This window comes from Alcanivorax sp. S6407 (assembly GCF_023016115.1).
Lineage (GTDB): Bacteria > Pseudomonadota > Gammaproteobacteria > Pseudomonadales > Alcanivoracaceae > Alcanivorax.
Map to the genome: position 1 here is coordinate 1,082,417 of NZ_JALKBH010000002.1, position 25,392 is coordinate 1,107,808.

A 25,392-nucleotide genomic window follows, 5' to 3' on the forward strand; every position below is an offset into this window, starting at 1 on the left:
GCCCGGATGTTGGGTGCGGCCTTTTTGCTTTCTGATGCCCCTCGCGTGGCAGTCAAACCTTGTCGTTTTGTGTTTAACTGGGCGCATCGTCACGAGCGTCCCCGGCCATGACTCGACATCTTTTGCTGTTTTTTTTCATTACCACCCTCGCCATGCCGGCCCGGGCTGCGACGCCGCTGGACAGGGCCATCCGTCTCGGTCTGGCGGAAAGCTATGTGACCGCCCTGCTGCTCACAGGTGGTAATGCAGTCCGCTTTGGCTTCTGGGACTTCAATCCCAATGATTTTGTCGGCCTGGAAGATGAACAGCTGGGAACACTGGAAGCCCAGGAGCTTCGACAACAGATCAGCACCCTTTCTCTGCCCTGGAGCTGGAAAACCCCCATTGGTGAGCACAGCAACACCTTGGTACTGGGCGCCAAAGCCGCCTACCTGGGCGAGAAGCAGGAAACCAAAATTATCCCCACCGGTAACGGTACCGATGATGTGATCGACAGCTCAGTCACCACGCTTTCTCTCGGTGGCGAGCTGCGCCATCGGAGCAACGATTACCTGCGTCTGGATGCCGGCCTCAACCTGCACCTGCAGCGCTACCGCAACAAAACTGACTTCAACACCCTGGAGTCACAGGCGCTGGCGCCGTTCCTTGATGGTCTGATTACCAACTATTCCGCCAAGGCCTGGCAGGCCGAACCCCACCTGCGCGCCACCTGGTTTGTGGGAGGCCGCGACAGCGAAGTGAAACTGATCAGCGAAATCCACTATATGCGCGGGCGCACTTTCGACACCGGGGAAACTGCCCATGAGGTTCAGCCGGAAGCCTGGTACTGGTCCAATGGAGTACGCTGGCGCAGCCCGATTCTGACCCGGCTGATGCGTGGCCAGAACGTATGGATGCAGGCATCACGCTACGATCTGGGTGCTGACCTGGATGAACCGCTGGGCAATCATTACTACTACGAGGCGGGCATCGGCTGGCTGGTGGATATCCCCGAGCGCATTCCCTTTGTCAGAAATGTAGGCATCGGCATCAATCTGAATTACGGCAGCGTACTGCGCGGCGGCACCCTGGTGCTGCTGTTCAACGAAGACTGATCTTCACGTGGCAGCTCCAGGGAATTTCTCTACACTGTTTTTTTGACGGAACAGAAAGGTAGCAGCATGAGCATGAAAAAGATGGCCAAGGGACTTGGTGCCATGACCCTCACAACCCTGTCACTGACGCTGCCCGGGCTCAGTCATGCTGAAGGCTCAGCCGCCGCCCAGGCCAACAACCCGCTGGCCGACATCAAGGCCTTCAACGTTCAGAATTATTACATCGGCGAACTGACCGACACGGACGAGGATGCCAACCAGATGGTGCTGCGCTATGCCCAGCCCTTCTCCCTGGGTGACAGCGACTGGCTGATGCGCGCCTCCCTGCCCATCAACACCTTCCCCACCGGGATGCGTGGCGCCCACCAGACCGGCGTGGGTGATGCGGATATCTTTGCGGCCTACCTGATGGATACCGGCAACCCGGCCATCAGCTTCGGGGTCGGGCCACAACTGGTGGCCCCCACCGCCTCTGACGATGCGCTCGGCAATGAACAGTGGCAGGCCGGTGTCGCCAACGTCTACTTCAACGCCACCTCGGCCAAATACCAGTACGGCTACCTGCTGATCTACCGTGGCGGCATTGGCGATACCAACGGCCGGTCGCGGGTCAGCCTGGCCGCCATGCAGCCGTTCTTCTTCTATCAGCTGGAAGATGGCTGGTACACCGGCACCGCCCCGCTGTGGAACTATGACTTCCAGTCCGACAACTACAGCGTCCCGGTGGGCGCCCGCCTCGGCAAGGTGCTGAAGGCCAACAAGACCGTGTTCAACGTGTTCATGGAACCGCAGGTCTCCATCGCCGACCGCGGCCCCGGCCAGCCGGAGTGGCAGCTGTTCTTTGCAGTGAATATGCAGTTTATGTAGGAGACGCGGCACGCTTCACGCAACAGGCAACACGCCAAAAGCAAAAAGGCCCGCCCGGGTTTCCGGGCGGGCCTTTTTGTTTGAAGACCTATCTGCGCAGCTCTTACGGTATCAGGCTGAGGTTTTTTGTGGGAGGCTCAAACGCAGCACCTTGATGCCCAGCCAGGCATAGGCCAGTGCCAGCACGGGATTGATCAGGTTGAAGAAAGCAAAGAAGAGATAGTCGGTCACCGGTACCAGCAGCACGGACTGCATGTAGGCACCGCAGGTATTCCAGGGAATCAGCGGGCTGGTGATGGTGCCGCCGTCTTCCAGGGCGCGGGACAGATTCACCGGCGCCAGCCCCTGGCGCTCATATTCCTCGCGGAACATGCGCCCGGGCATGATGATGGAGATGTACTGGTCGGCAGTGAGGATATTGCTGCCGAAGCAGGTCCCCAGGGTCGCGGTGATCAGACCCGCCGCGCCCTTTACCATCCCCAGCAGCCCCTCGATCAGGCGCGCCAGCAAGCCCGCCTTTTCCATCACCGCACCAAACGCCATGGCGCACATGATCAGCCACACCGTGTTCATCATGGAGGCCATGCCACCGCCGGAGAGCAGATCGTTGAGCGCGGCATCGCCGGCATCCACGCTGACCCCGGCGAAGAAGGTCTGCCAGATCACTTGCAGGGTCAGCGTCCAGTCCGGGTTTTCGACGCCGGCCTGCACCGCAATGGCATCCGGCTGGAACAACAAGGCCCAGACACCTCCCACCAGCGCACCGATGAAGATGGCGGGTAGCGCCGGCATGCGCTTGAGCGCCATGAACAGCAGCAGCCCCAGCGGAACCAGATGAATAATGGAAATATGGAACTGGCTTTCCAGACCCGCCAACAGGGGCGCAATGCGATCCTCCCCGGTGTCAGGAATATCCGTGTTAAGCCCCATCACCAGAAAGATCAGCAGGGCAATCACGATGGACGGCACCGTGGTCCACAGCATCAAGCGAATATGTTCGAACAGTTCAGAACCGGCCACCGCCGGCGCCAGGTTGGTGGTTTCGGAGAGCGGGGAAATCTTGTCGCCGAAATAGGCACCGGACACCACCGCCCCCGCTGCCACCGGCAGGGAGAGCCCGAGACCACTGGCGACCCCGATCAGCGCCACCCCCACCGTCGCCGCCACCGTCCAGCTGGAGCCGATGCTGAGGGCGATCACCGCACAGATCAGACAGGCCGCCGCGTAGAACAGCGACGGGTTCATCAACTCCAGCCCGAAGTAGATCAGCGACGGTACGATGCCGGCCAATCGCCAGGTGCCGATCAGGGCTCCCACCATCAGCAGAATCAGGATGGCCCCCAACGCCACCGAGATCCCCCGCACCATGGCGGTTTCAATTTCCCGCCAGGTGAGGCCATTCTTGAGACCGATCAGGGAGGCCAGGCCCGCACAGAACAACAGGGCAATCTGGTTGGGGCCGTAGGAGGCATCATCACCGTATAAATACACCGCTGCCGCCAGCAGGCTGATCAATACCAGGATCGGGAACAGGGCATCGACTAAGGAGGGACGGCGAATTCGGGTCTCGGTCATGACGGCAGGATCCGGAAAAAGAGCTTTCAGTTATACGCCCCGCAGAGCGAGTAAGCACTTACGGTAACGCTGAAAGCGGCGCAGTCTACCAGCGCCGCAGGCGCCATGCAGCGCCAGCCGTCGGCGCGTTAGGGAGCCTCTGAATAACTCCTTGCGTACTCAGCGTGGCCTGGAGCGTGCAGCTGTTGTGTCTTGTCTCGATGGTCAGGGTGGTTCCCTTTCCGAGAGACAAGGCGCAGCAGATGGGCGCTCCAGGCCCCGCCCTCCGGGTCTTCCAGGCTGATCCACACTCGTTGTTGCACTTTCTCGACAGGCAACCAGCATGCCTTCAAAAGTGCGCCTAGATTGTGAATCAGCCTAAAAGACTGAGCATGCAAGGAGTTATTCAGAGACTCCCTGGCTCGCCGTTCGGGCCAGCGCCTGCAGGGCTTCACCTTCCAGGCGGTAACGCACCCACTCGGATTGGGCCTGAGCCCCCAAGCTCTCATAGAACTGGATCGCTGGCGTGTTCCAGTCCAGCACACTCCATTCGAAGCGACCACAATCACGCTCTACCGCGATGGCTGCCAGCCGGGCCAGCAGCGACTTGCCAATGCCGGCACCACGCTGCTCGGGCTCGACAAACAGATCTTCCAGATACAGGCCGTTGCGCCCCTGCCAGGTGGAATAATTGAAGAAGTAGATCGCCATGCCGACCAGACGTCCATCCTGCTCAGCGACGATGGCATGGGCGGTGGCGCCGGGATCAAACAAGGTGGAAGCCAGCTGCGCTGCATCGGTTTCGACCTGGTCTTCCGCTTTCTCATAGCGTGCCAGCTCACGAATCAGACGCAGCAGCTCGGCGGCATCCTCGCGGCGGGCCGCTCTCAACACCGCACTCATGACGCTTCTTCAGTCAACCGTTTGACCAGTGAGTGCCCGCCGGTTTCACACAGATGCTTTTCCAGCAGCGGCATGGCCTGGGCCATGTGCTGGGCCAGGGTAAAGGGCGGGTTGATCACCAGCATGCCCGACCCGGTCATGCCTCGGCCGGAGGCATCCGGCTTAACGCACAGCTCCAGTCGCAACATATTGGGGATATCCGCCTTGATGAACTGGCGGATAAAGGACTCGGTGCGGTTACGATCCATCACCGGGTACCAGATCGCGTAGGTGGCGGTGACCCAGCGTTCCATGGCGGCCTGCAGGGCTGGCAGCATTTCCCGGTAATCCTTTTCCAGCTCGTAGGAGGGATCGATCAGCACCATGCCGCGACGATGCTGTGGCGGCAGCATCGCCTTGATGCCTTGCCAGGCATCCATCTTTTCCACCCGCACCTGCTTGTTGCCGGCAAACAGCTTGCTGAGCAATTCGAAATCGGTGCTGTGCAGCTCGGTACATTGCAGTCGATCCTGCTCGCGTAACAGGCTGGCGGCAATCCGAGGGGAGCCGGGATATTCGCGCAGCTTGCCCACCGGATTGAGCTGCTTGACCAGTTTTACATACTGGTCAATCACGCCGACCCCGGTGCGCTGCTCCCACAGCCGCTCGATGCCATCGTGGTACTCCCCGGTCTTTTGCATATGAGTGCTGTCGATCAGGTAATTCCCCGCGCCGGCATGGGTATCGTGCAAGGTGAAGGGTTTTTCCTTCTTCTTGAGATACTCGATGATGGCGATCTGCACGATGTGCTTGAGGACATCGGCGAAGTTACCGGCGTGGTAGCTGTGGCGGTAGGAAAGCATGATGGCAGCCTGAAATAGTGTAGGGGCGCATTGTACACCTGAGTCGGTATTGTAGCAGCGAGAAGCGAGTGACGAGTTACGAAAGGCAAAACCGGTTTTGATCTTCGAAACTCGCGACTCGAGACTCGTCACGCCCCCTGACGCCGCCTGCCAGCCGGAGTACAATGCCCCTTTAACCTGTACCGGACAGCAGCAATGAACCTGCGCTTTACCAAAATGCACGGCCTCGGCAACGATTTCATGGTCATCGACGGTATCAGCCAGTCGCTGCCGGAGGACGGCCTGCCGTTTTCCGCGGATGAGATTCGCCGTCTGGGCAGCCGCCATTTCGGCGTGGGCTTCGACCAGATGCTGATCGTCCAGCCGGCCCGCGGCGGCGAGGCGGATTTCCGCTATCGCATCCTCAATGCCGATGGTTCGGAAGTGAGCCAGTGCGGCAATGGCGCCCGCTGCTTTGCCCGCTTTGTCCGCGATCAGGGGCTCACCGACAAACAGGATGTGGTGGTGGAAACCGCCGCAGGGCTGATGACACTGACCATCACAGAGGATGAGCAGGTCACCGTGGACATGGGTGCGCCGCGCTGGGCCCCGGACGACATTCCCATGACTGCCAAGGCGGAAGCCGACAGCTACTTTCTGGTCTCCGGCACACAAGCCTGGGAAGTGGGTGCCGTCGGCCTCGGCAACCCGCACTGCACCCTGCTGGTGGAAAACGTGGATACCGCCCCGGTGGAAACCGTGGGTCCGATCCTGGAAAGCCACGAGCAGTTCCCGGAGCGGGTCAATGTGGGCTTCATGCAGATTGTCAGCCGCAACGAGGTGCGCCTGCGGGTCTATGAGCGTGGCGCCGGCGAAACCCTGGCCTGCGGCTCCGGCGCCTGTGCTGCAGTGGTGATCGGCCAGCGTCGCGGCTTTCTGGATGAACAGGTCGCCGTGCACCTGCCAGGCGGCAGCCTGCAGATCGAATATGCCGGAACCGGCGGCATTCGGATGACAGGGCCCGCCAGCCATGTCTATGATGGCAACATCAACATTGAGACTGACTGAATCCGCACAGACGGATACCCACCAGCACAGGAAGGACAGATGACGGATCACAGCCCGGTAAGCGCCGATCAGGTGGCCGCCTATTTGCGCGACAACCCGGAATTCTTCGAACAGCGCCCGGAACTGCTGGAGTTGTTGCGCCTGCCCGACTCAAAAGGCCAGGCCGTCTCCCTGCTGGAACGTCAGGCCTCGATCCTGCGCGAGCGCAACACCGAGCTGCGTGACCGCCTCAACGGCCTTTTGGATGTGGCCCGGGAAAACGACCATCTGTTCGACAAGACCCGCAAACTGACCCTGTCCCTGCTCGAGGCACGCAGCCCGGAAAAACTGTTCCGCAACCTGCTCGGCAGCCTGACCGATGATTTCCGCAGTGATCGCGTCTCTCTCATGCTGTACGACCGGGAAGTGCCAATCCTTGGCGATCTTCGCAACCAGATCCGCTGCGTGGACAGCACCGCCCTGCCACAAGCACTGAATCACCTGCTGCGCAATGGCAAAGCCGTGTGCGGCGCCATGCGCCAGGAAGAAATGGAAGACCTGTTCAAGGAACACGCCACCGACATTCGCTCCGCCGCCATGGTGCCGCTGGAGTACCAGGGCCGCCTCGGTCTGCTGGCCATCGGCAGCAAGAGCGCCATGCACTTCCGCAGCTCCCTGGGCACCCTGTTCATCACCCATATCGGCCAGATCCTCAGCCGTCGCCTGCACGAAGTGCTTCGCCAGTACCCGCATCAGGCAGCCAAGAAAATCAGTGAACAGTGAATAGTTAACAGTGAACAGCGCACCCCGTGACCCTGACACTGTTACTGCGTTCCTGAAACACCTGGAGTCTGAGCGGCGGCTCTCGGCCCACACCGTCACCAATTATCAGCGTGATCTGAAAGAGGCCTCCCGGGTGCTGGGTCAGCAGGACTGGGCGGGAGTCACCGTGCATGACATCCGCTCCCTGGTGGCCTCACTCCATCGTCAGGGAAAAGGTGGCAAGACCATTGCCCGCCTGCTCTCCACCCTCCGCACCTTCTACCGTTATCTGATGCGCGAAGGCATCGCCAGGGACAATCCGGTGGTGGATGTGCGCGCGCCGAAAAGCGGCAAGCGCCTGCCCAAGGCGCTCGATGCGGATCAGGTGACCCAGCTGCTGGATGCGGGCACCGACAAGGGCGATCCGCTGAGCCTGCGCGACCAGGCCATGATGGAGCTACTCTATGCCTGCGGCCTGCGTCTGGCGGAACTGCTCAGCCTGAATATCGACAGCATCGATCTTCCTGCGGCCCAGTTGCTGGTCACCGGTAAAGGCAACAAGACCCGCCAGCTCCCCATGGGCAAGCCGGCAGTGACCGCGCTGAAACGCTGGCTCAAGGCGCGCACCCTGTTCGTCAAGGACAGCGCCGAAAAAGCGGTCTTCCTCAGCAAGAATGGCAAACGCCTTTCCCCTTCCAGTGTTCAGCAACGGCTGAAGCGCCACGCCCTGGAGCGAGGACTGGACGACCATCTGCATCCCCACAAATTGCGCCACTCCTTCGCCACCCACTTGCTGGAATCCTCCGGCGACCTGCGCGCCGTACAGGAACTTCTGGGCCATGCCGACCTGGCCACCACCCAGGTCTACACCCATCTGGATTTCCAGCATCTGGCGCAGGTATACGATGGAGCCCATCCGAGAGCCCAGCGCCGCAGAGAGGAGGATGAGGACTAATGACTATTCGGAATCCCGCCCCATAACCAAAACGATAATCAACGTACAGATCAGGATAAACAGCACTATTTCAATCATCAGCACCAATGGACTGCCACCACTGATGGCATTAAGAATGTCTACGCATTCGGGATCACTGGCACAAGACCTCCCACGCATCTCTTTCTCCCTAACAGATCATTCCTGTCTGCATTGTCTCTTATTGATCAGCCCCAATCCTGGGGGGCACCAGGATTGGATCGCTTGTCTGTTTTTCATGGAAAGCCTAAAACGTTGTTAATTGCATCCATGCTGGCGCAGACCGGGCCTCATCTCCACCCATGCGCTACAATAAACCCATGAGCAAACTCAAGCTGATCACCTTTGATCTCGATAACACCCTGTGGCCGGTGGACGAAGTGATTCGTCATGCGGAGAAGACCTGCAGTGACTGGATTGCGGATAACCATCCTGATGCCGCCGCCGCGCTAAGCGCCGAGCGGGTGCGTGCGGTGCGCACGGCCCTGCTGAAGGAAAAGCCCCAGTATCTGGATAACCTGACAGCCCTGCGCCAGGACGCCATGAGCCGCGCCTTTATGGAGCACGGTTTCAGCGAAGCCGAAGCCCGTCGCATTGCCCTGGATGCCTTCAAGGTATTCCATGGCGCCCGCAATCAGGTGAGTTTTTTTCCCGGTGCCCGGGGTGTACTGGAGCAACTGGCGGACAGCTACATCCTGGGCGCACTGACCAATGGCAATGCGGATCTGAAAATGATCGGTATCGATGACCTGTTTGCCTTCCACCATTCCGCCGAAACCATCGGCAAGCGCAAACCGGCCCCGGACATGTTCGCCGCCGCCCTGAAAGATGCCGGCGTCGACGCCAATCAGGCCGTGCATATCGGCGATCATCCACTGGAAGATGTGCATGCCGCCCGCGAGCATGGCATGCACGCGGTGTGGGCAAACCTGGTGGATCTGGACTGGCCGGTTGATCTGGCCCATCCCAGTCACCATATCCACCACCTGCATGAAATCCCCGATCTTCTGCCCCTGTTTGACGAGTAAAGAATTCCATGACCCGACACGATGCACTCACTGCTATCCTCAATGACCTGCAGGCTGAACTGGAAAAGCAGGGCCTGTGGAGCACACAGCCGCCGGCGCCGTCAGCGTTTGAAAGCCAGACGCCGTTTTTTGCCGACACCATGAACTTCAGTGAATGGCTGCAGTGGGTATTCGTAGCCCGGTTTCGCGCGATGATGGATGCCGGCGCCCCCCTGCCTGGCAGCTGCGATGTGGCTCCTATGGCAGAAGAAGCGTTGAAGGAAATGCAGCAGGATGTGAGTGAGATCATCAATTTGCTGAAAGCCTTTGACGATCATTTTTAAAACGCTGAGGCGAGAGATCCCGTCATTGAATTACGCCTCTGGAATCCATACCTTGCTTAGGCTCGGATCGCCTGCAGGCAGGTTATTCGCTCCGCTCACCCCTTCGGGGCCGCACTACGTGCGTTACTCCGCTACGCTACGTTCCCACAGCAGCTCCGTAGAAATGCACAAAACCCGGGAACTATTTGAGGCCTTCCTTTCCCACAAGCGTAGCTTGTAGCTTGTAGCTCGCCACTATCGAATCACCGCCCCCTTCAACAACCCGCGCCATTGTTGCTCATCCTCTCCAGCCGACAGGGTCCACAGCCAGTTGCCCTGGGCATCCAGCGCCTCCAGGGCCGTCGCTACATGCCCTTCTCCGGGTTTGCGCAGTCGCCAGAGACTGTGTAGCTGAGCCATGTCCAGCGACACCAGCGCCCCGTTGTGGGCCAGATGGCAATGGGCATTTTGCCAGCGAGGCGATGACCACGGCGCGGTCATGCACAGGCGCACGCCCTGATTGCCAACACACAATGTTGTCGCCGCATCCTGTCGCGCTGACTCTGCCAACACCACCGGCAAGGTCTCCGGACGCACCTGACAAGCAAAGCTGTCACGCACGGATGCATACAGACTGGCGCGGGTACCGGGGAATCCCGACAGCAAGCGCGCAAAGCCATCGTCATCGCCACTGACGCTCCATTCCCTCTCAATTTCGTTCAAAGAATGGTGTTTGTGGCTCTCTGAAATCGAGCGCGGACCGGGTAGATTGAGCGCCTGCTGGTCGGGGTGCAGCATGGCACAGACCAGTTCCTCGAAAGCCAGCCCGCCGCTCTCAGGTGCCACTGCCATTTGCTGCAGCGGCTCACCATGGCGATCGAGAAACAGCAGGCTGCGCGCCGGCAAGGGCCCGGTGGGTTCCAGTACCGCCAGCACCGAGTGCCACTGCGCCACCTGCAAGCTCTGCCGCAATCGGCAACGCTCCCCCACCGATTCGAGCCACCACTCGCCGTCCCTGAGCGCCGGGTAGCGCATGCTCTGCGATACCTTGGAGCCAGACGAAAAGGTAGTTACTACCAGGGAACCAAGACGATACAGCGCCTTGAGAATCGCCAGCGGTTCATCCTGCAACCGCAACACCCGGTCACCCAGCGCCGCACCGCACTGTCGCAACAGGGGAGATGCCGCCGGAACCGAGGGCCATGCCATGACAGACATAAAGCCTCCAGATCATCTGCACCGGATCACCAGGTGCAGTTCTATTAGGTGTGGAAAGCTGGCGGCGGCTGGCGATCCACGTCAGGGAACAGGAGACGCAACAGGCAACATGCTGCACGCAACAACGCGGGATCGAACCTGCCGAATTTGAGCGCCCTGACCCGCGCCGGGAGTGTGAGCGCGGCGATAAGGTTTCAAAAACCGATCACCCATTATCGCGTTGTTGCGTGTTGCATGATGCGTGCAGCGTTCATTCACTTCGTCAAAATCAGACGGTTATTGGAGGTCCGCCTCAATAGATAACGCTCACCAGCATGCTCGATCCAGAGCTTGCCATGCTGATTCAGAAGCAGGGTGCTGGCCACGCTGCTTTCCGCATTGATAGCCACCCGGCGAGGTGTCGAATTCGCCGGCTTTTTCAGCTGTGTCATGCTGACCTCCAAATCCCCAGATGCGAATCATTATCATTAACGATTAGGGATCCGTCAACGCCTGTGTGCGATTTTCTGCAGCGCATCGCGATTCTTTTTCCAGACCGCAAAGCCTCATTGAGTGTGACAAGCCGTGAAAAGCCATACAAAAATTCCGGCTTTGCCTTTCGAAACTCGTCACTCACAACTCGCCACCCTTCCCCGCATGCTGTAGCACGATGTGCTTCCATCACCCATGCTCCACCGGACATCAGAGCTTTTTACTTTCCACTCTCGAAAACTTCTGCTCAATAGGGTTAGACTGAAACCATGAATACTGCGATGGCACACCCAATGACCGAGTCCCCTCAGGAACGTCTGGCCGCTATCCTGGACAGCCACCAGCCCCGTTCCGTCCTGGCGGTAAGCCTTAACCCCATTCCCGTGGTCAGTCAGTGGTGCAAGGATCACGACTGCGAACTGATCGAAATCCAGTCCCCGGCCCCCTTCGATGATCTGGAAGAAATCCAGCGCGTGGACATGGCGATTGTGGCTGACCAGCTGGAATACATGACCCACCGTGACGGCCAATCCCTGATGGGGTTGCTCCGCAATCTGCACACAGATTCCGTGGTAGCGGTCTACCAGCCCGGTCTCGCGCCGCAGACCCTGCGCTGGCCCAGCAACGGTTTCCTGGCGCTGGGCTGCCGCGAGCAGGGCCACTTCAGTCAGGATGGCCGCAGCCTCGATATCTACAGCTACGATCTGGACAACTACAACTTCGAGCGCAGCTGGAACAATTCCCGGTTCTGGGCCAACCCCGAAAACTGGGGCAAGTACTGGTGGTAACCCTGTCCGGCCGGGTCACTCCCGGCTGGCAAAAATCCCGGGGCTGACGTAATGTTGCGTCACTTTTTTCTTTGTCGGCAACACCATGATTGGTCAACGTTTTCGCGAAATCCTCTACTTCTGGTGGCGCTACCTCGCCCCCCTTTTTCTGGTTTCCGCACCCTTTGCCCTGGCTACCGAAACGCTGCAATGGGCCTTGGGCCCGGCTATCGCCCTGCCCGAATCACCTGAAGGCACGATTACCTTCAGCACCGCCAGCCTGATCCTGATCATGCTGTTACGGCCACTGGCGGAAGGCACCATCATCACCCAGCTGGCCGCCAGCCGAGGCGGCAAGCCTGCCGGCCTGATTGCCTGCATGGCCCCGGCCCTGCTGATGTACCCCACACTGCTCGCCACCTACGCCATCATCGCCCTCGGCGTGTCACTGGGCTGGCTGGCCTTCTTCTTTCCGGCGCTATGGGTATACACCCGCCTCAGCTTTGCCCCCTACCTGGTGGTACTGCATCGCCACAATCCGCTGCGGGCCATTCGCCAGTCCTTCACCATGACCGAATCACAGCAATGGCCACTACTGCTGGTGATCGTGCTGGTGTTCATGGCCTACACCCTGATCAGCAGCATGATTGCCAGTGTCATCAGTGTCGCCGTGCCCAATGTGGCCGCCGCCAGCCTGCTCATTGCGCTGCCGATCAGCGTCCTTGCGGTGCTCAATAATGTGGCTATCTTCCGCTTCTGGGAACTGGCAGGCAGCCCTGACACCGGACAATGAATCTGCTGAACACCCGGTTACATACTGCCATGGCAAAGATGCCGATAAATGGCATACTGAGGAAAAGGGAAACAGAACATACACTGGGGGAAATGCTGTGCCGCAACATACCATGCACCTGAGCTGGACAGCCCATGGCAACCAGGATCACTACCTCTGGCACCTTGCCGATGGGAACGAGGTGCGGGTGGTAGACGGCCAGCACGGTCAGCAGGAATTCATGGAGCCAGAGGAAGCCTTCATTGCCGCCCTGGCCAGCTGTCACTTGCTGTCGTTCCTCACCGAGGCAGCCCGTGATGGCCTCTCCGTATCCAGCTACGATGACGATCCTTCCGCCGTCCTGGGGCAGAATGCCCAGGCAAAGATCTTCGTCAAGCAGATCAAGCTGCAGCCACTGGTCACCTTCAATGGTACACAGCCAGACATCACCCAGATTCAGGCACTCCACCAGCGCGCCCATGAAAAATGCTTCATTGCCACATCGGTGAAGAGTGAAGTGATTATCGAACCGCGCGGGTAAATCAGCTGCAAGCCTCAAGCTACAAGCTGCAACGCGAATTAGAATTGTCGCCAAACGAGCAGCGCTTTCCCCGCGCCAGCTTCGTCTGTAGGAACGTAGCGTAGCGAAGTAACGCACGCAGTGCGGCCCGCAGGGTGAGCGCAGCGAATAACCCCTTCCAGGGGACGAACCGGGCGCAGCGAGGCGACCGAAAGGAGATCATTCTTTAGCGACCTGCCGAGCCCGGAACCAGCTATAGCAGCAGAAGAACCAACCTGTTGGCCGAACGGAGGGGGCAATATCCATCCTGACATCAGGGTGGCCAGCAGAACCGGCTGCCTCGCTGGAGCTCGGTTCGCACCTCAAGTGGTGCTCCTACAGCGGCTTCGTAGAAATCCTCGAGCTCCGGGAACTTTTGAGCCTTTCTTGATCCAATCAGCGTAGCTTGTAGCTTGTAGCTTGTAGCTTGTAGCTTGTAGCTTGTAGCTTGTAGCTATTCTCTATTTTCTTTCGTACACCACGAACGAATAATCGTAGGGATTCGGGCCTTCGGCGGCGAAGTCCTCGCGGCCGATCTCGTTCCACTCGCGAGTATCGTATTCCGGGAAGAAGGTATCCCCATCCACCTCTGCATGCACTTCGGTCAAGTAAAGACGGTCCGCTTTCGGCAGGGCCAGCTGGTAGATTTCCGCACCGCCCATGATCACCGCTTCTTCCTGGCCATCGATAAACGCCACGTTCTCGGCCATTTCCACCGCTTCTTCAAGGGTGGTCACCACCTTGGCACCCTCAGCCGCATAATCGACCTGGCGGGTGATGACGATATTGGTCCGGCCGGGCAGCGGCCCCTTGAGGGACTCCCAGGTCTTGCGCCCCATGATCACCGGCTTGCCGAAGGTCACCTGCTTGAAGTACTTCAGATCGTTGGGCAGATACCACGGCAGCTTGTTGTCGCGGCCGATCACGCTGTTACTGGCCTTGGCCACCATCATGGAAAGTCGAATGGACATCTAAACCTCGCATCACGCACCACGCACCATGCCCCACGCGTGCTGCGTGATGCGTGTTGCGTGCTGCGTCTCCTATATTGCTACCGGCGCCTTGATGTGGGCGTGGGGCTCGTAATCGCTCAGGGTGAAATCATCGAAGGTAAAGGCAAACAGATCCTTCACTTCCGGATTCAGCGTCATGGTGGGTAACTTGCCCGGCTGCCGGGCCAGCTGGGTGTCGGCCTGCTCCAGGTGGTTGGAGTAGAGGTGTGCGTCGCCCAGGGTGTGCACGAAGTCGCCGGGCTCCAGGCCACACACCTGAGCCATCATCAAGGTCAGCAGCGCATAGGAAGCAATGTTGAACGGCACCCCCAGGAAAATGTCACCACTGCGCTGATAAAGCTGGCAGCTCAGCTTGCCGTCCGCCACATAGAACTGGAACAGGCAGTGACACGGCGGCAGCGCCTGCTTGCCGGCGGCCGCGTTGGCATCCGGGGAAATGGACGGATCCGGCAGCACCGCCGGGTTCCAGGCACTGACCACCAGACGCCGGGAATCCGGGTTGCGCTTGATCTCGTCCAGTACCTGAGTGATCTGGTCGATGACCTGGCCATCCGGGGTCTTCCAGCTGCGCCACTGCTCACCATAGACCGGGCCCAGCTCACCGTCATCCGTGGCCCACTCATCCCAGATGGAAACGCCATTTTCCTTCAGGTAACGGATGTTGGTCTCACCGGACAGGAACCACAGCAGCTCATGGATAATGGAGCGCAGATGCAGCTTCTTGGTGGTGAGCATGGGAAAACCCTCGCTCAGGTCATAGCGCATCTGGTAGCCGAACACCGCATAGGTGCCGGTACCGGTACGGTCTTCCTTGAAGGTGCCGCTGTCACGCACATGGCGCAGTAGATCCAGATATTGCTTCATGCCTTAACCTTTACACCGTCTCTGCTCATGCAGTCTGACGCGCATCAGTGCGATACGCCCAGACCATCATGGCGATACCAAGAATAATCATCGGAATACTGAGCAGCATGCCCATGGTCAGCCAGCCGCCGGCCAGATAACCGATATGCGCATCCGGCTCCCGGAAGAATTCCACAAAGGTCCGCGCCGCGCCATAGCCAACACCGAACAGCCCAGTCACCGCCGCCGCTGGGCGGGGTTTGGCGGAATAAATCCACAGCACCGCAAACAACAACACGCCTTCCAGCAGACACTCATACAGCTGGGAGGGATGGCGGGGCAACCGCTGGGGATCGGTAGGGAACACCATCGCCCAGGGCACATCGGAAGTACGGCCCCACAGTTCGGCATTGATGAAATTACCGAACCGACCGGTGGCCAGCCCGATAGGCACCATGGGCACCATGAAGTCAGCCACTTCGAAGTAACGCTTGTTGGTCTTGCGGGCAAACAGCGCGAATGCCACCAGCACGCCAATGGCACCACCGTGGAAGCTCATGCCGCCGTCCCAGACCTTCACCAGCCAGAGAGGGTCTGCCAGGAACTTGCTGAAGTTGTAGAAGAACACATACCCCAGACGACCACCGAGGATCACCCCCATGGCGCCGTAAAAGACCAGATCGCTGACCTGGTCCCTGGTCCAGCCGGAGCCCTGCTTGCTCGCCCGCACCGTGCCGAGCCACCAGGCGGCAGCAAAGCCGATCATGTACATCAGGCCATACCAGTGGATCTTGAGGGGACCAATGGCGATGGCCACCGGATCAATCACGGGAAATTCCATAATCACTTATCCAAACAGCAGTTTCAGCCCGAGCACAAACAGCACCGCCGCAAATACCCGCTTGAGCGTGGCAGAAGGCAGGCGGTGACTGACCCTGGCGGCCAGACGGGCAAACGGAAAACTGGTGAGCACTATACCGGCTGTGGCCGGTAAAAACACATATCCCAGCGCGCCCTGAGGCAGGTGCTGCTCATTCCAACCCGCCACCGCAAACCCCACCGTGCCGGCAATGGCGATGGGCAGGCCGCAGGCGGAGGAAATCGCCACCGCCTGCTGCATCTTCAACCGGCACCAGCTCAGGAAAGGCACCGTTAGTGAGCCGCCACCTATGCCGAAAATTGCCGAGCCGGTGCCGATCACCGCCCCTGCGACGCCCAACCCCAAGGCACCCGGCACCCGCTCGGGCAGAGACTCATCTACCTTGCGATTACCCATCAGCAACATCTGCAAGGCAATCACCATGGCAAACAGACCGAACAGGCGGGTCAGCAATTCCCCTTTCATGGCATCGGCAATGAAGGCACCCGCAAACGCCCCCAGCACGATGCCCACGCCAAGACGGAACGCCACCGGCCAGCGCACAAAGCCAGCCACATGGTGGGTACGCACTGCGCTGATAGAAGTAATAATGATGGTACTCAGGGAGGTGGCCACCGCCATCTTGGCGACCAGTTCCGGCGGGAACCCGAGGCCGTGGAACAGGAAAATCAGCGCCGGCACGATCACCACGCCTCCGCCCAGCCCCAGCGCCCCGGCCAGCAAGCCGGCTCCCACGCCTACACCCAGACAGATCAGAAACAACTCCAGCACAGTCTCTCCCAACACAGAGCATTGCAAGGCAGGTATGCTAGCACGGGGGGACGCTGGACGCCGGATGCTCGAAGTCTGACGCTGAAAACCCTCAGTCAGCCCAATCCCTGGAGCCATTGCCAGCCACATTGGTAATCTCAGGCGAGTGACAAATAAAGGAAATACCCATGTGCATTGTACTGCTGGACTGGCAACCGGAATCCGATACCCCGTTGCGGGTGGCGGCGAATCGGGATGAGTTTCATGCCCGACCGGCGGAGGCTGCGCGTTGGCGTGGGGAGATTTTCTGCGGGCTGGACCTGACCGCCGGCGGCACCTGGCTGGGGATTCATCGCAATGGCCGCTTTGCTGTGGTCACCAACTTCCGCGAACCGATTACCGACCGTCAGCCCGGGGAGCGCTCCCGTGGCCTGCTCCCCAGCGCCTTTCTGGAATCCACCACCAGCCCGGAACAGTTCGCCCGCGAACTGGCCGACGAGCAACATCACTACGGCGCCTTCAACCTTTTGGTCGGCACCCCGGAGAGTCTCTGGTACCTGGGTAATCGTGGCGCCAGCCCGCAACCGGTGGCACCCGGCATTCATGGCCTCAGCAACGGACTGATGGATGATCCCTGGCCGAAAGTGCAGCGAGCCAAACGACACCTGGAGGACACTATCCGTCAGGGCGGCTCACTGGAACAGCTATTGGAAGTGGTTAACGATCGCCACCAGCCCGCCGATGATGAACTGCCTGATACCGGTGTAGGGATCGACCTGGAACGGCTGGTGGCGCCGGTATTTATCCACTCGCCCAACTACGGCACCCGTGCCAGCAGCGCGGTGGTGCTGAACCGGCAGGGGCCACCGCAAATGCTGGAACAGGTCTGGCAACCGGACGGCAGCCCTGTCGGAGGGGTCTCTGCCTCCTTCAACGACAATCGGGCACGCTGACAGGCCCCTCCCCCTTAAGCTCTATGCCTTGGGGTACAGGATCATCTGCGTGCAACGAAACATGGCGATGGTTTTGCCCGTTTCCCGGTGAGTGACGGTGGCGTCCCACACCTGGGTCGTGCGACCACGGTGGGAGGGGCTTGCCACACACTCGATAACCCCATCACGTGCGGTGCCAAGAAAGTTGGATTTCAGCTCGATCGTGGTAAAACTGGTCGCCCCTTCCGGCAACCCATGCAAGGTAGCGTAACCGCAACAGGAATCCGCCAGGGCAATGACAGATGCGGCATGCAGAAAACCATTAGGTGCCATCAGCCTTTGCGTCACCGGCAAAATGCCACGGGCCCCTGCATCGCTGATGCTTTCCAGGGTCATTCCCACCAGCCCCGGCAGACACTCGCTGCCGACCTGATTCAATTTTTCTGCGCTTAGCTCAGATGCCATCCACTATCTTCCTTTTCGCTGTCGTTGATGGAGTCGCCGGCGACAACCCAAACCGGGCTGTCCGATTACATGCTGGCCCCCGCACCCTGCATCACCCCGGTATAGAAGCGAACCATCCGCGCATACTGATCTACAGCCTGGCGCTCATTGGCACCATGGAAGCGGGCAATGTCTTCCTGCTGAAGGGAGACCGGCATAAAACGCAGTACATTTTTCGATAACGCCTGATAGTGACGCGCATCGCTGCCCGCAATCAGCAGGAAGGGAGCGGGGACCGGCTTACCCGGCAAGGCGGCGGCCAACGCCGCCACCCGGTGGAAGGCTGGCGAATCGGCGGGGGACACCGCCGACGCCTCGGCAAAGAATCCCTCATGGATACGCACCTTCACGCCTGGCGGCAGGGTACTCTTGAGCCATAACAGAATGTCATCCCGACTTTCTCCCGGCAGCAAGCGGAAGTTAATCACCGCCTGGGCCAGACCCGGCAGAACATTATCCTTCACTCCTGCATTGAGCATGGTCGGTGCCATGGTGGTCCGTATCAAGGCATCGGTTTCGGGCTTTCTGGCCAACTGCTGAATCACCAAAGGTTCAAACAGCCACAGATTGGCAAACACCAGCCGCTTGCCAAAGGGTTGCCAAGGCGCGACCTGTTCAAGCATTTTCCGGGTCGGCTCGCCAAGGGAGGCCGGACGGGGATTCGCTTGCAGGGCGTTAATTGCCTCCGCCAACTCACCAATGGCGGTGCGGGGCGGCGGCCGTGAGGAATGACCTGCCTCACCATGGGCGCGCAGCTCCACACTCAGATAACCCTTCTCAGCGATGCCGATCAGGGCCACCGGCTCGCTGATACCCAGGGCCTCCCCCGGCAGAATCATGCCGCCTTCATCCAGCACCAGCTCGAACTGCAGCCCTTGGGATAACAACCAGGCCGCCATCTTGGCCGCTCCGCCAACGCCGCCGATTTCCTCGTCATGGCCGAATGCCAGCCACACATCACAGGCGGGTTTCTCGCCCTCGGTCAGCATGGCCTCCACTGCTTCCAGGATCGCCATGACACTGACCTTGTCGTCCATGGAACCACGGCCCCACACATAACCCTCTTCGATAGCTCCCGAAAAAGGCGGGTAATCCCAGCTTTGCGCATCAACTACCGGCACCACATCCTGATGGGCCAGCAACAGGGTTGGCTTGCAATCGTTGCCACTGTTCCAGTGAAACAGCAGGCTGTGGTCAAAGGTTGTCAGGGACAGGGAGTCGTAGACCCGTGGAAAGGAGATTTTCAGGAAAGACTGAAACGCATCGAAGCTCTCCCCCTCTCCCGTCACGGTGGCAAAGGTAATGGCACGGGACAGGCGCGCCACCATTGCCTGCTCATCAGTGGACTCGGAAAGGGCGGGAAGAATTGCCTGCGGGCGCTCCGCCGGCACCACCATCAGGGTGCGGATCAGCAACACCGCCAGCAACACCAGCACGGCGGCGAGCAGCAGTTTGCGCATGCTCAGCCAAGCGCCTTGCGATTGCGCAAGAGGTCACCAAGACCCGCCTTGTCCAGCTGCAGATCCACGTAGGCTGAAATCACCTCGGCGTTATCCATGGCCAGCACTTCGCTGAGCAGCTTGCGAATGAAGCACATCTTCACCTGGCGAATCGCGGCTTTTACCTTGAGCAGGTTGGACGCATTCATGGACAGGGCATCTACCCCCATGGCCATCAGCAGCAGGGCTGCCGCCGGCTCACCGGCCATCTCGCCGCACACGGAAACCTTCTTGCCTTCCTCGCGGGCCTGCTCGACCACATGCAGAATCGAATGCAGCACCGCCGGGTGATAGGAGTTATACAGCGAGGCCACCTGGCGATTATTTCGGTCCACCGCCAACAGATACTGGGTCAGGTCATTGGTGCCGATGGAGAAGAAATCCACTCGCTGGGCGAGCGCCCTGGCCTGATAGACCGACGCGGGCACCTCGATCATCACACCCACTTCCGGCATGGGAATGTCGAGCCCCTCTTCGCGGACTTCCAGCCAGGCACGGTGAATGAAATGCTGGGCATCCTCTGCCTCGATCACGCTGGTCACCATGGGCAGCATGATACGCAGATTGTTCAGTCCTTCACTGGCCTTGAGCATGGCACGCAACTGCACCATGAAAATTTCCGGGTGGTCCAGGGTGACCCGGATACCCCGCCAGCCGAGGAAGGGGTTTTCTTCCTCGATGGGGAAATAGCTGAGCGACTTGTCGCCACCCACATCCAGAGTGCGCATGGTCACCGTATGGGGGGCGAACGCCGCCAGCTGCTCCCGGTAGATCACCCGCTGCTCTTCCTCGGAAGGAAAACGGTCACGGACCATGAAAGGAATCTCGGTGCGGTACAAGCCCACCCCTTCCGCGCCCCGCTCCAGCGAGCGGGTAATGTCCGTCATCAGTCCGGTGTTCACCTGCAACTGAATGCGATTGCCGTCCTCGGTTTCCGCCGGCATATCACGCAGGCGTTCCAGACCGGCCTGGAGGGTAGCCTCCTCACGGATAATTTCTTCAAACTGCGCCTTCAATTCCGGTGAGGCATTGGCCACTACCCGGCCACGGAAACCATCGACGATGATTTCCTTGTCATCCATCTGCTTGAGCGGCAGATTCTGGGCGCCCACCACCGTGGGGATACCCATGGCACGAGCCACAATGGCCATGTGCGAATTGCGTGAGCCACGGGTGGTGACAATGCCGCGAATGCGCTCACGGGGAACTTCCATCAGCATGGGCGCAGAAATATCCTCGCCCAGCAGGATGCATTCGTCGGGAAAGATCACATGTCGGCGGGTCTGGCTCTGCAGCTGGGCCAGCACCCGGCGGCCAAGATCGCGGACATCCGCTGCCCGCTCACGCAGGTAGGGATCATCCATCATCTCGAAATTGCGCACATGCTTGTCGACCACATCGCGCAACGCGCCCTGAGCCCATTGGCCTTCGCGAATCAGGGCAATCACTTCTGCTGGCAGGGCATGACGATCCAGCATGCGCAGGTAGACATCGAACAGCGCCTGCTCTTCCGTGCCCAGGGTTCTTGAGGCCCGCTCGGCCAGATCACGAACTTCCTGACGGGTGCGCACCAGGGCATCATCCAGGCGAGCGATTTCGTCGCTGACATCCTCCACCTGACGATCCGGCACCGAGGCCAGATCTGCCTCCGGGAACAGCAGCACACCGTAACCAATCGCCGCGCCGGGACAGCCGGGCAGGCCGTCGTAAAAGCTCGGCAGGGAGCCATCGTCGCCGGCTTCCAGCTGATCGAACAGCACCCCTGACGCATGGGCGTGAGCAATGACCGCGGACAACTGGGCGGAGATGGTGACCAGAAACGCTTCTTCACTCTGGTCAAAGCGGCGCACATCCCGCTGCTGAACCACCATCACGCCCAGCACCTTGCCATGATGCATCACAGGCACGCCCAGGAAGGCGTGGAAAGGATCTTCCCCGGTCTCTGCCAGATAGTGGAACTTGGGATGGGTGAAAGCATCTTCCAGGTTGACCGGCTCCTCACGCAGACCGACCTGCCCGATCAGACCTTCGGCGAGCCCCAGGCTGACATGCCCGACCGCTTCCTGCTTGAGACCTTCCGACGCCATCAGCACATAGCGCTGCTCATCTTCGTCGCGAAGATAAATGGAGCACACCTCGGTGCCCATGGCATCGCGCACCCGCTTTGCCATCAGATCCAGTGCAGCACGGATATCTGGCGCATTGTTCACTTCCTGGACAATGCGGCGCAGGGTATCAAGCATCGTCTGTGCCTCCGCTACGGGCTGGAGCAGCCGGCTTGCCGGACAGCGAGCCCACTTCCTTCTTCAGGGCCGGTGCCAGCTCACGCAGGGCGCGGGCATACACCCCGCGCTTGAAGTGCACCACCTTGCGGATCGGATACCAGTAATTCACCCAGCGCCAGGCCTTGAATTCCGGGCTATCGCTGGCAAACAGATCAATGGATTCCTCACTGGCGGTGAGCCGCAACAGGAACCACTTCTGGCGCTGACCGATACAATGCGGACGGTTACGGGGGCGACGCAGGAAACGACGCGGCAGCCGGTAGGTCAGCCATCCTTCCGTGGAAGCAATAATTTCCACATGCTCGGCCCGCAGGCCCACTTCCTCTTCCAGTTCACGGAACAGGGTTTCTTCAGGCGTTTCACCGGGCATCATTCCGCCCTGGGGAAACTGCCAGGCATCACGATTACCCACCCGGCGGCCCCAGAACACCCGGCCATCCTCGCCGGCAATAATGATCCCGACATTCAGCCGGAATCCCTTTTCATCAATAATGCCTGTCATGATCTCTCTGGAGTTGGGGCTGCGCACCTGGCGCACAGGATGTCAGCAACCCAATGCCTGAAAATCCCTATAGTTCATAGGGTTAAGGGGCCACCAAACCCCTCATCCGCTTTTCAGGCGCAATTGCCCCATTAAACCTTGTCCGGCAACCTGCAATCAATTCCCGAGTCAGGAATCCGGTGCAACTTCCATACCCTTTTTGCATTTTTCCGCCCCATTCGCGCCTGCCAGTCGCTATAACTTGTCCGCGCCATCCCCTAGAATGAGCGGCTGAGTATAGGAGAGGCCATGACACTCGCAATTTTTGACCTGGACAACACCCTGATCGGCGTCGATTCAGACCACCTGTGGGGTGACTGGCTGGTAGAGAAAGGCATCGTGGATGCCGAGCACTACAAGGCAACCAACGACCAGTTTTATGTGGATTACCAGAACGGTCGTCTGGATATCATGGCCTACCTGCGATTTTCGCTGAAAGTGCTGGCGGACAATGACATGACCCAGCTGCATTTCTGGCGCGAGCAGTTCCTGGCTGAAAAACTCGACGCAATGTGGCTTCCCAAGGCAGAAACCCTGCTCCAGCAACACCGGGATCAGGGCCACACCCTGATGATCATTACCGCCACCAACGATTTCGTTACCGCCCCGATAGCCGATCGACTGGGCGTAGACCACCTGATTGCCACCGTGGCCGAGTGCAAGAAAGAGCGCTATACCGGAGACATCGCCGGTATCCCCAGTTACCGGGAAGGCAAGGTCACGCGCCTGCATGACTGGCTGAAAGCCAATGACGAAACGCTGGAAGGCAGCTGGTTCTACAGCGACTCCCATAACGACATCCCGTTACTCGAACAGGTGGATAATCCGGTGGCCGTGGACCCGGACGCCACGTTGGAGCGCGAAGCCTATGAACGCGGCTGGAAAGTAATGAGCTTGCGATGATACCAATGACCTCCCTGAAAGCCTCACTGGGCACACTTGCTGCCGCCTTGCTCGCCATGACTTTCACCGGTTGCGATTCCCCTGAAGAGCCAGCGCCGGTCACGGCAACGGAAACCGTGGCAGAAAGCGGGATAGTCATTACCGAATGGCAAGAACAAAGCCGCACCGAGTTTGAACAGGCCGCTGCCAGCTGGCAGCAGGCACTGGTCACACTGGAACAAAGCCCCTCTGAAGAAAGCCTCAAACAGGCACGCACTGCCCTGGCAGGCTGGTACGCCACCTTTGGAAAACAAGCCCTGCTGCTTAATGCTCGCGCCTGCCTGCTGGATCAACAGGCTTTGCTCGCGCGCATGGACAGCTGGCCGCTTTACCCGGGCTATATCGACGCCATGCCGCAATGGCCGGAGTCCGGTCTGATCAGCGACCCTTATCTTGAGATGGATCGCAAAACCCTGCGCCAGCAACACGGCGCCACCGACCTGGCGGAAGCCAGCCTGGGCCTGTCAGCCATGCTGGTGGTACTCAACGGCAGCGACGAAACAGCGAAAGCGCTGAGTTATTTTCAGGGTGAGGAGAACAACGCCCCGCGCAGACGGCTCTATCTGAAACTGGCTGGAGAGCAACTTCTGGCGGATTACCAGGCCCTCCTCAGCGAGACACCTGTGCTCAGCGGCGATCTGGACTGCGCACTGTCGCGCATGCTTGAACGTCATCAGCAACTGACTGACAGCGCAGCCAATGATGAAGAACTGGTTATTCCGCAAACGGTGCGTCAGGAGTTAAGCGCGTTGTTGCTGCAGTCCCTGCAACAACTGCCGGAAAGCGCAGGCTCGGCCTGGGAGCAGACCCGCACCGGCATCCTCGATGCCATTGACGCCAGCAAGAAAGCAGGTTGGCAGGCAATTACCGCCTTGCAGGATAAGAAAGCTCCCGACGCCTGACACGGAAACCCGCAGTGCCCTGCTGCATGCAGCGGCCGCAGAACGACACAAGATAACCGTTATCCAGGGATTGGGGAGAAGCACGCACGGGAATCGCCCCGTCTGCTTGCTGTGGGAGTTTGCTTGCAAACGAAGCCTGCCCAAGCCTCGACCAAAACCGCTTGGCGAGCAAGCTCGCTCCCACAGTGCGGTTTCGGGTTTGCGTGTTGTGTGAAGCGTGAGGCCGCCGCAAAGCGGCCCACAAAAAAGCCCGCCGGGTTTCCCCGGCGGGCTTTTTTTATCGGGCAAAGATCGCTTAGAAGTTGTAGCGACCGAATACACCGATGGACTCCCGGTCACCACCGAACAGCAGGCGGGCGCCCACATCCACTGCCGGAGTTGCCTTGAACAGGCCCTGGGCGTAGAGGGTAACGTCGTTATCGAACACGTCGAAGTAAGACAGACCACCTTCCAGCTCTACCTTGTCGGCTACCGCCGCGCGTACACCACCACGCAGCTCAAAACCGATATCGTCATCGTCGCCATCGGCGGTTACACAACCGGCGAAGGGATAACAGACGACCACATCGCTTTCATACTTTTCGTAGATGATGTCAGCAGAACCGACAAAATCCAGGTTCTGCTGCAGCGGGGAGTGGAAGCCTACGCCGCCATAGATACGGTTACCGTCCACGTCGCTATCGGAATAGCCGTAATCGAAATCACCATCGAAGAAAGACAAACCACCGCGCACGAACAGATGTTCATCCAGAGCGAAGGCACCTTCTGCAGTCAGGGCATCCACATCAAAGGCACCGTCATAGTCCCACTGATCATAGGCCAGCTGACCATAGTTATAGGAAAAACCGTTGTCGCGAACGGCAGAAGTGCGCTGCTCCGCCATGGCGGGGGCAGCGATAGCCAGAGCAATACCTGACACAAGCAATGTTTTCTTGAACATGAAAATGACGTCCTCTTCAAAATTTGAACGGCTCTACAAAACGGCACCACTATACGTTCTATGCGGCACCCCAAACTGTGGAGCCCCTCCGAAAAACCGGAGATTTATAAAAGTTTTTCAAAAAGTCGACGGGGTTATAACACGGCCTTGACCTGGGGGTTACCCTGAAGTTTAACAATATGTGATGAACCTCATGCTATCGGTCTGCCTGAAAGGGAGGCGA

Annotated in this window: 28 protein-coding genes; 13 read left to right on the top strand and 15 right to left on the bottom strand. The window is 59.4% G+C overall.

Going from position 1 to position 25,392, the window contains the following annotated elements; genetic code table 11:
* Positions 1–107: 107 nt before the first annotated feature.
* Complete coding sequence (locus tag MWU49_RS08155; protein WP_246970441.1) at positions 108–1,094, top strand: Solitary outer membrane autotransporter beta-barrel domain; 987 nt, start codon at positions 108–110, stop codon at positions 1,092–1,094.
* A 66-nt stretch (positions 1,095–1,160) separates the two neighbouring features.
* Positions 1,161–1,961 (top strand): hypothetical protein, encoded by an 801-nt coding sequence (locus MWU49_RS08160; RefSeq protein WP_246970442.1) that lies wholly within the window; start codon positions 1,161–1,163, stop codon positions 1,959–1,961.
* Between the two features lie 111 nt (positions 1,962–2,072).
* Here MWU49_RS08160 and nhaC read toward each other — a convergent pair whose 3' ends face one another.
* The 3 genes from nhaC to rlmJ all read right to left on the bottom strand — a co-directional run bounded on the left by nhaC (position 2,073) and on the right by rlmJ (position 5,260).
* Positions 2,073–3,536, bottom strand: coding sequence for a Na+/H+ antiporter NhaC (gene nhaC, locus MWU49_RS08165; RefSeq protein WP_246970443.1), 1,464 nt, complete (start codon positions 3,534–3,536; stop codon positions 2,073–2,075).
* A gap of 381 nt (positions 3,537–3,917) precedes the next feature.
* Positions 3,918–4,418: a GNAT family N-acetyltransferase gene (locus MWU49_RS08170; protein ID WP_246970444.1), complete on the bottom strand. Its 501-nt coding sequence runs from the start codon at positions 4,416–4,418 to the stop codon at positions 3,918–3,920.
* Entirely contained in the window at positions 4,415–5,260 is an 846-nt protein-coding gene (gene rlmJ, locus MWU49_RS08175) for a 23S rRNA (adenine(2030)-N(6))-methyltransferase RlmJ (protein WP_246970445.1), read from the bottom strand. The genes MWU49_RS08170 and rlmJ overlap by 4 nt, the downstream gene beginning before the upstream one ends.
* 195 nt (positions 5,261–5,455) lie before the next feature.
* On the opposite strand from rlmJ, the gene dapF reads away from it, so the two are divergent.
* Genes dapF through xerC form a run of 3 tightly spaced genes read left to right on the top strand, consistent with a single transcriptional unit; the run spans position 5,456 to position 8,003 of the window.
* Positions 5,456–6,307: a diaminopimelate epimerase gene (dapF, locus tag MWU49_RS08180; RefSeq protein ID WP_348646694.1), complete on the top strand. Its 852-nt coding sequence runs from the start codon at positions 5,456–5,458 to the stop codon at positions 6,305–6,307.
* A gap of 39 nt (positions 6,308–6,346) precedes the next feature.
* Positions 6,347–7,069 (top strand): DUF484 family protein, encoded by a 723-nt coding sequence (locus MWU49_RS08185; protein WP_246970447.1) that lies wholly within the window; start codon positions 6,347–6,349, stop codon positions 7,067–7,069.
* Between the two features lie 10 nt (positions 7,070–7,079).
* A complete protein-coding gene (gene xerC, locus MWU49_RS08190) occupies positions 7,080–8,003 on the top strand; it encodes a tyrosine recombinase XerC (protein ID WP_246970449.1) in 924 nt (307 codons plus the stop codon).
* A gap of 3 nt (positions 8,004–8,006) precedes the next feature.
* Here the strand turns inward: xerC and MWU49_RS08195 are convergent, their stop codons facing one another.
* Positions 8,007–8,162: a hypothetical protein gene (locus tag MWU49_RS08195; protein WP_246970450.1), complete on the bottom strand. Its 156-nt coding sequence runs from the start codon at positions 8,160–8,162 to the stop codon at positions 8,007–8,009.
* 179 nt (positions 8,163–8,341) lie between these two features.
* On the opposite strand from MWU49_RS08195, the gene MWU49_RS08200 reads away from it, so the two are divergent.
* Both MWU49_RS08200 and MWU49_RS08205 read left to right on the top strand, forming a co-directional pair.
* The gene (locus MWU49_RS08200) at positions 8,342–9,049 is read left to right on the top strand and encodes an HAD family hydrolase (RefSeq protein WP_246970451.1); all 708 of its coding nucleotides are present in this window, start codon (positions 8,342–8,344) and stop codon (positions 9,047–9,049) included.
* 8 nt (positions 9,050–9,057) lie between these two features.
* Positions 9,058–9,372: a YqcC family protein gene (locus MWU49_RS08205; RefSeq protein WP_246970452.1), complete on the top strand. Its 315-nt coding sequence runs from the start codon at positions 9,058–9,060 to the stop codon at positions 9,370–9,372.
* Between the two features lie 234 nt (positions 9,373–9,606).
* Here MWU49_RS08205 and MWU49_RS08210 read toward each other — a convergent pair whose 3' ends face one another.
* Both MWU49_RS08210 and MWU49_RS08215 read right to left on the bottom strand, forming a co-directional pair.
* Positions 9,607–10,569, bottom strand: a complete 963-nt coding sequence (locus tag MWU49_RS08210; RefSeq protein ID WP_246970453.1) for a hypothetical protein — start codon at positions 10,567–10,569, stop codon at positions 9,607–9,609.
* A 254-nt stretch (positions 10,570–10,823) separates the two neighbouring features.
* Entirely contained in the window at positions 10,824–11,000 is a 177-nt protein-coding gene (locus tag MWU49_RS08215) for a hemin uptake protein HemP (RefSeq protein WP_246970454.1), read from the bottom strand.
* A 333-nt stretch (positions 11,001–11,333) separates the two neighbouring features.
* Here MWU49_RS08215 and MWU49_RS08220 point away from each other — a divergent pair, with 333 nt between their 5' ends.
* The 3 genes from MWU49_RS08220 (at position 11,334) to MWU49_RS08230 (ending at position 13,120) form a co-directional block, all read left to right on the top strand.
* Entirely contained in the window at positions 11,334–11,828 is a 495-nt protein-coding gene (locus MWU49_RS08220) for a DUF6231 family protein (protein WP_246970458.1), read from the top strand.
* A gap of 85 nt (positions 11,829–11,913) precedes the next feature.
* The gene (locus MWU49_RS08225; protein ID WP_246970461.1) at positions 11,914–12,600 is read left to right on the top strand and encodes a hypothetical protein; all 687 of its coding nucleotides are present in this window, start codon (positions 11,914–11,916) and stop codon (positions 12,598–12,600) included.
* 97 nt (positions 12,601–12,697) lie between these two features.
* Complete coding sequence (locus MWU49_RS08230) at positions 12,698–13,120, top strand: OsmC family protein (RefSeq protein WP_246970464.1); 423 nt, start codon at positions 12,698–12,700, stop codon at positions 13,118–13,120.
* A gap of 479 nt (positions 13,121–13,599) precedes the next feature.
* Here the strand turns inward: MWU49_RS08230 and MWU49_RS08235 are convergent, their stop codons facing one another.
* The 4 genes from MWU49_RS08235 to MWU49_RS08250 all read right to left on the bottom strand — a co-directional run bounded on the left by MWU49_RS08235 (position 13,600) and on the right by MWU49_RS08250 (position 16,645).
* Entirely contained in the window at positions 13,600–14,109 is a 510-nt protein-coding gene (locus tag MWU49_RS08235; RefSeq protein WP_246970466.1) for a dihydrofolate reductase, read from the bottom strand.
* A 72-nt stretch (positions 14,110–14,181) separates the two neighbouring features.
* Positions 14,182–15,015, bottom strand: a complete 834-nt coding sequence (locus MWU49_RS08240) for a thymidylate synthase (RefSeq protein ID WP_246970468.1) — start codon at positions 15,013–15,015, stop codon at positions 14,182–14,184.
* 25 nt (positions 15,016–15,040) lie between these two features.
* Positions 15,041–15,835 carry a prolipoprotein diacylglyceryl transferase gene (gene lgt, locus MWU49_RS08245; protein ID WP_246970470.1) on the bottom strand — a complete coding sequence of 265 codons (795 nt, stop codon included), beginning with the start codon at positions 15,833–15,835 and terminating at the stop codon, positions 15,041–15,043.
* Between the two features lie 6 nt (positions 15,836–15,841).
* Complete coding sequence (locus MWU49_RS08250) at positions 15,842–16,645, bottom strand: sulfite exporter TauE/SafE family protein (RefSeq protein ID WP_246970472.1); 804 nt, start codon at positions 16,643–16,645, stop codon at positions 15,842–15,844.
* A 167-nt stretch (positions 16,646–16,812) separates the two neighbouring features.
* On the opposite strand from MWU49_RS08250, the gene MWU49_RS08255 reads away from it, so the two are divergent.
* On the top strand, positions 16,813–17,577 hold the full coding sequence (locus tag MWU49_RS08255) for an NRDE family protein (RefSeq protein ID WP_246970474.1): 765 nt from the start codon (positions 16,813–16,815) through the stop codon (positions 17,575–17,577).
* Between the two features lie 21 nt (positions 17,578–17,598).
* Here the strand turns inward: MWU49_RS08255 and MWU49_RS08260 are convergent, their stop codons facing one another.
* The 4 genes from MWU49_RS08260 to MWU49_RS08275 form a co-directional block, all read right to left on the bottom strand.
* The gene (locus tag MWU49_RS08260) at positions 17,599–18,021 is read right to left on the bottom strand and encodes a PaaI family thioesterase (RefSeq protein WP_246970476.1); all 423 of its coding nucleotides are present in this window, start codon (positions 18,019–18,021) and stop codon (positions 17,599–17,601) included.
* 65 nt (positions 18,022–18,086) lie between these two features.
* Positions 18,087–19,520, bottom strand: coding sequence for a M20/M25/M40 family metallo-hydrolase (locus tag MWU49_RS08265; protein WP_246970479.1), 1,434 nt, complete (start codon positions 19,518–19,520; stop codon positions 18,087–18,089).
* 2 nt (positions 19,521–19,522) lie between these two features.
* A complete protein-coding gene (gene ptsP, locus MWU49_RS08270) occupies positions 19,523–21,802 on the bottom strand; it encodes a phosphoenolpyruvate--protein phosphotransferase (protein ID WP_246970482.1) in 2,280 nt (759 codons plus the stop codon).
* Positions 21,795–22,346 carry an RNA pyrophosphohydrolase gene (locus tag MWU49_RS08275; RefSeq protein WP_281502134.1) on the bottom strand — a complete coding sequence of 184 codons (552 nt, stop codon included), beginning with the start codon at positions 22,344–22,346 and terminating at the stop codon, positions 21,795–21,797. Before MWU49_RS08275 ends, ptsP begins: the two co-directional genes overlap by 8 nt.
* Positions 22,347–22,634: 288 nt before the next feature.
* On the opposite strand from MWU49_RS08275, the gene MWU49_RS08280 reads away from it, so the two are divergent.
* Positions 22,635–23,288, top strand: a complete 654-nt coding sequence (locus MWU49_RS08280) for an HAD family phosphatase (RefSeq protein ID WP_246970484.1) — start codon at positions 22,635–22,637, stop codon at positions 23,286–23,288.
* Positions 23,285–24,229 (top strand): hypothetical protein, encoded by a 945-nt coding sequence (locus MWU49_RS08285; RefSeq protein WP_246970486.1) that lies wholly within the window; start codon positions 23,285–23,287, stop codon positions 24,227–24,229. The genes MWU49_RS08280 and MWU49_RS08285 overlap by 4 nt, the downstream gene beginning before the upstream one ends.
* Before the next feature lie 295 nt (positions 24,230–24,524).
* On the opposite strand, the gene MWU49_RS08290 is transcribed toward MWU49_RS08285, so the two are convergent.
* Positions 24,525–25,169 carry an outer membrane beta-barrel protein gene (locus MWU49_RS08290; protein WP_246970489.1) on the bottom strand — a complete coding sequence of 215 codons (645 nt, stop codon included), beginning with the start codon at positions 25,167–25,169 and terminating at the stop codon, positions 24,525–24,527.
* Positions 25,170–25,392: the final 223 nt, after the last annotated feature.

Coding starts and splice junctions, on each gene's coding strand:
- MWU49_RS08155 (WP_246970441.1), top strand. CDS start 108: ATGACTCGACATCTTTTGCTGTTTTTTTTCATTACCACCCTCGCCATG.
- MWU49_RS08160 (WP_246970442.1), top strand. CDS start 1,161: ATGAGCATGAAAAAGATGGCCAAGGGACTTGGTGCCATGACCCTCACA.
- nhaC (WP_246970443.1), bottom strand. CDS start 3,536: ATGACCGAGACCCGAATTCGCCGTCCCTCCTTAGTCGATGCCCTGTTC.
- MWU49_RS08170 (WP_246970444.1), bottom strand. CDS start 4,418: ATGAGTGCGGTGTTGAGAGCGGCCCGCCGCGAGGATGCCGCCGAGCTG.
- rlmJ (WP_246970445.1), bottom strand. CDS start 5,260: ATGCTTTCCTACCGCCACAGCTACCACGCCGGTAACTTCGCCGATGTC.
- dapF (WP_348646694.1), top strand. CDS start 5,456: ATGAACCTGCGCTTTACCAAAATGCACGGCCTCGGCAACGATTTCATG.
- MWU49_RS08185 (WP_246970447.1), top strand. CDS start 6,347: ATGACGGATCACAGCCCGGTAAGCGCCGATCAGGTGGCCGCCTATTTG.
- MWU49_RS08195 (WP_246970450.1), bottom strand. CDS start 8,162: ATGCGTGGGAGGTCTTGTGCCAGTGATCCCGAATGCGTAGACATTCTT.
- MWU49_RS08200 (WP_246970451.1), top strand. CDS start 8,342: ATGAGCAAACTCAAGCTGATCACCTTTGATCTCGATAACACCCTGTGG.
- MWU49_RS08205 (WP_246970452.1), top strand. CDS start 9,058: ATGACCCGACACGATGCACTCACTGCTATCCTCAATGACCTGCAGGCT.
- MWU49_RS08210 (WP_246970453.1), bottom strand. CDS start 10,569: ATGTCTGTCATGGCATGGCCCTCGGTTCCGGCGGCATCTCCCCTGTTG.
- MWU49_RS08215 (WP_246970454.1), bottom strand. CDS start 11,000: ATGACACAGCTGAAAAAGCCGGCGAATTCGACACCTCGCCGGGTGGCT.
- MWU49_RS08220 (WP_246970458.1), top strand. CDS start 11,334: ATGACCGAGTCCCCTCAGGAACGTCTGGCCGCTATCCTGGACAGCCAC.
- MWU49_RS08225 (WP_246970461.1), top strand. CDS start 11,914: ATGATTGGTCAACGTTTTCGCGAAATCCTCTACTTCTGGTGGCGCTAC.
- MWU49_RS08235 (WP_246970466.1), bottom strand. CDS start 14,109: ATGTCCATTCGACTTTCCATGATGGTGGCCAAGGCCAGTAACAGCGTG.
- MWU49_RS08240 (WP_246970468.1), bottom strand. CDS start 15,015: ATGAAGCAATATCTGGATCTACTGCGCCATGTGCGTGACAGCGGCACC.
- lgt (WP_246970470.1), bottom strand. CDS start 15,835: ATGGAATTTCCCGTGATTGATCCGGTGGCCATCGCCATTGGTCCCCTC.
- MWU49_RS08255 (WP_246970474.1), top strand. CDS start 16,813: ATGTGCATTGTACTGCTGGACTGGCAACCGGAATCCGATACCCCGTTG.
- MWU49_RS08260 (WP_246970476.1), bottom strand. CDS start 18,021: ATGGCATCTGAGCTAAGCGCAGAAAAATTGAATCAGGTCGGCAGCGAG.
- MWU49_RS08265 (WP_246970479.1), bottom strand. CDS start 19,520: ATGCGCAAACTGCTGCTCGCCGCCGTGCTGGTGTTGCTGGCGGTGTTG.
- ptsP (WP_246970482.1), bottom strand. CDS start 21,802: ATGCTTGATACCCTGCGCCGCATTGTCCAGGAAGTGAACAATGCGCCA.
- MWU49_RS08275 (WP_281502134.1), bottom strand. CDS start 22,346: ATGACAGGCATTATTGATGAAAAGGGATTCCGGCTGAATGTCGGGATC.
- MWU49_RS08280 (WP_246970484.1), top strand. CDS start 22,635: ATGACACTCGCAATTTTTGACCTGGACAACACCCTGATCGGCGTCGAT.
- MWU49_RS08285 (WP_246970486.1), top strand. CDS start 23,285: ATGATACCAATGACCTCCCTGAAAGCCTCACTGGGCACACTTGCTGCC.
- MWU49_RS08290 (WP_246970489.1), bottom strand. CDS start 25,169: ATGTTCAAGAAAACATTGCTTGTGTCAGGTATTGCTCTGGCTATCGCT.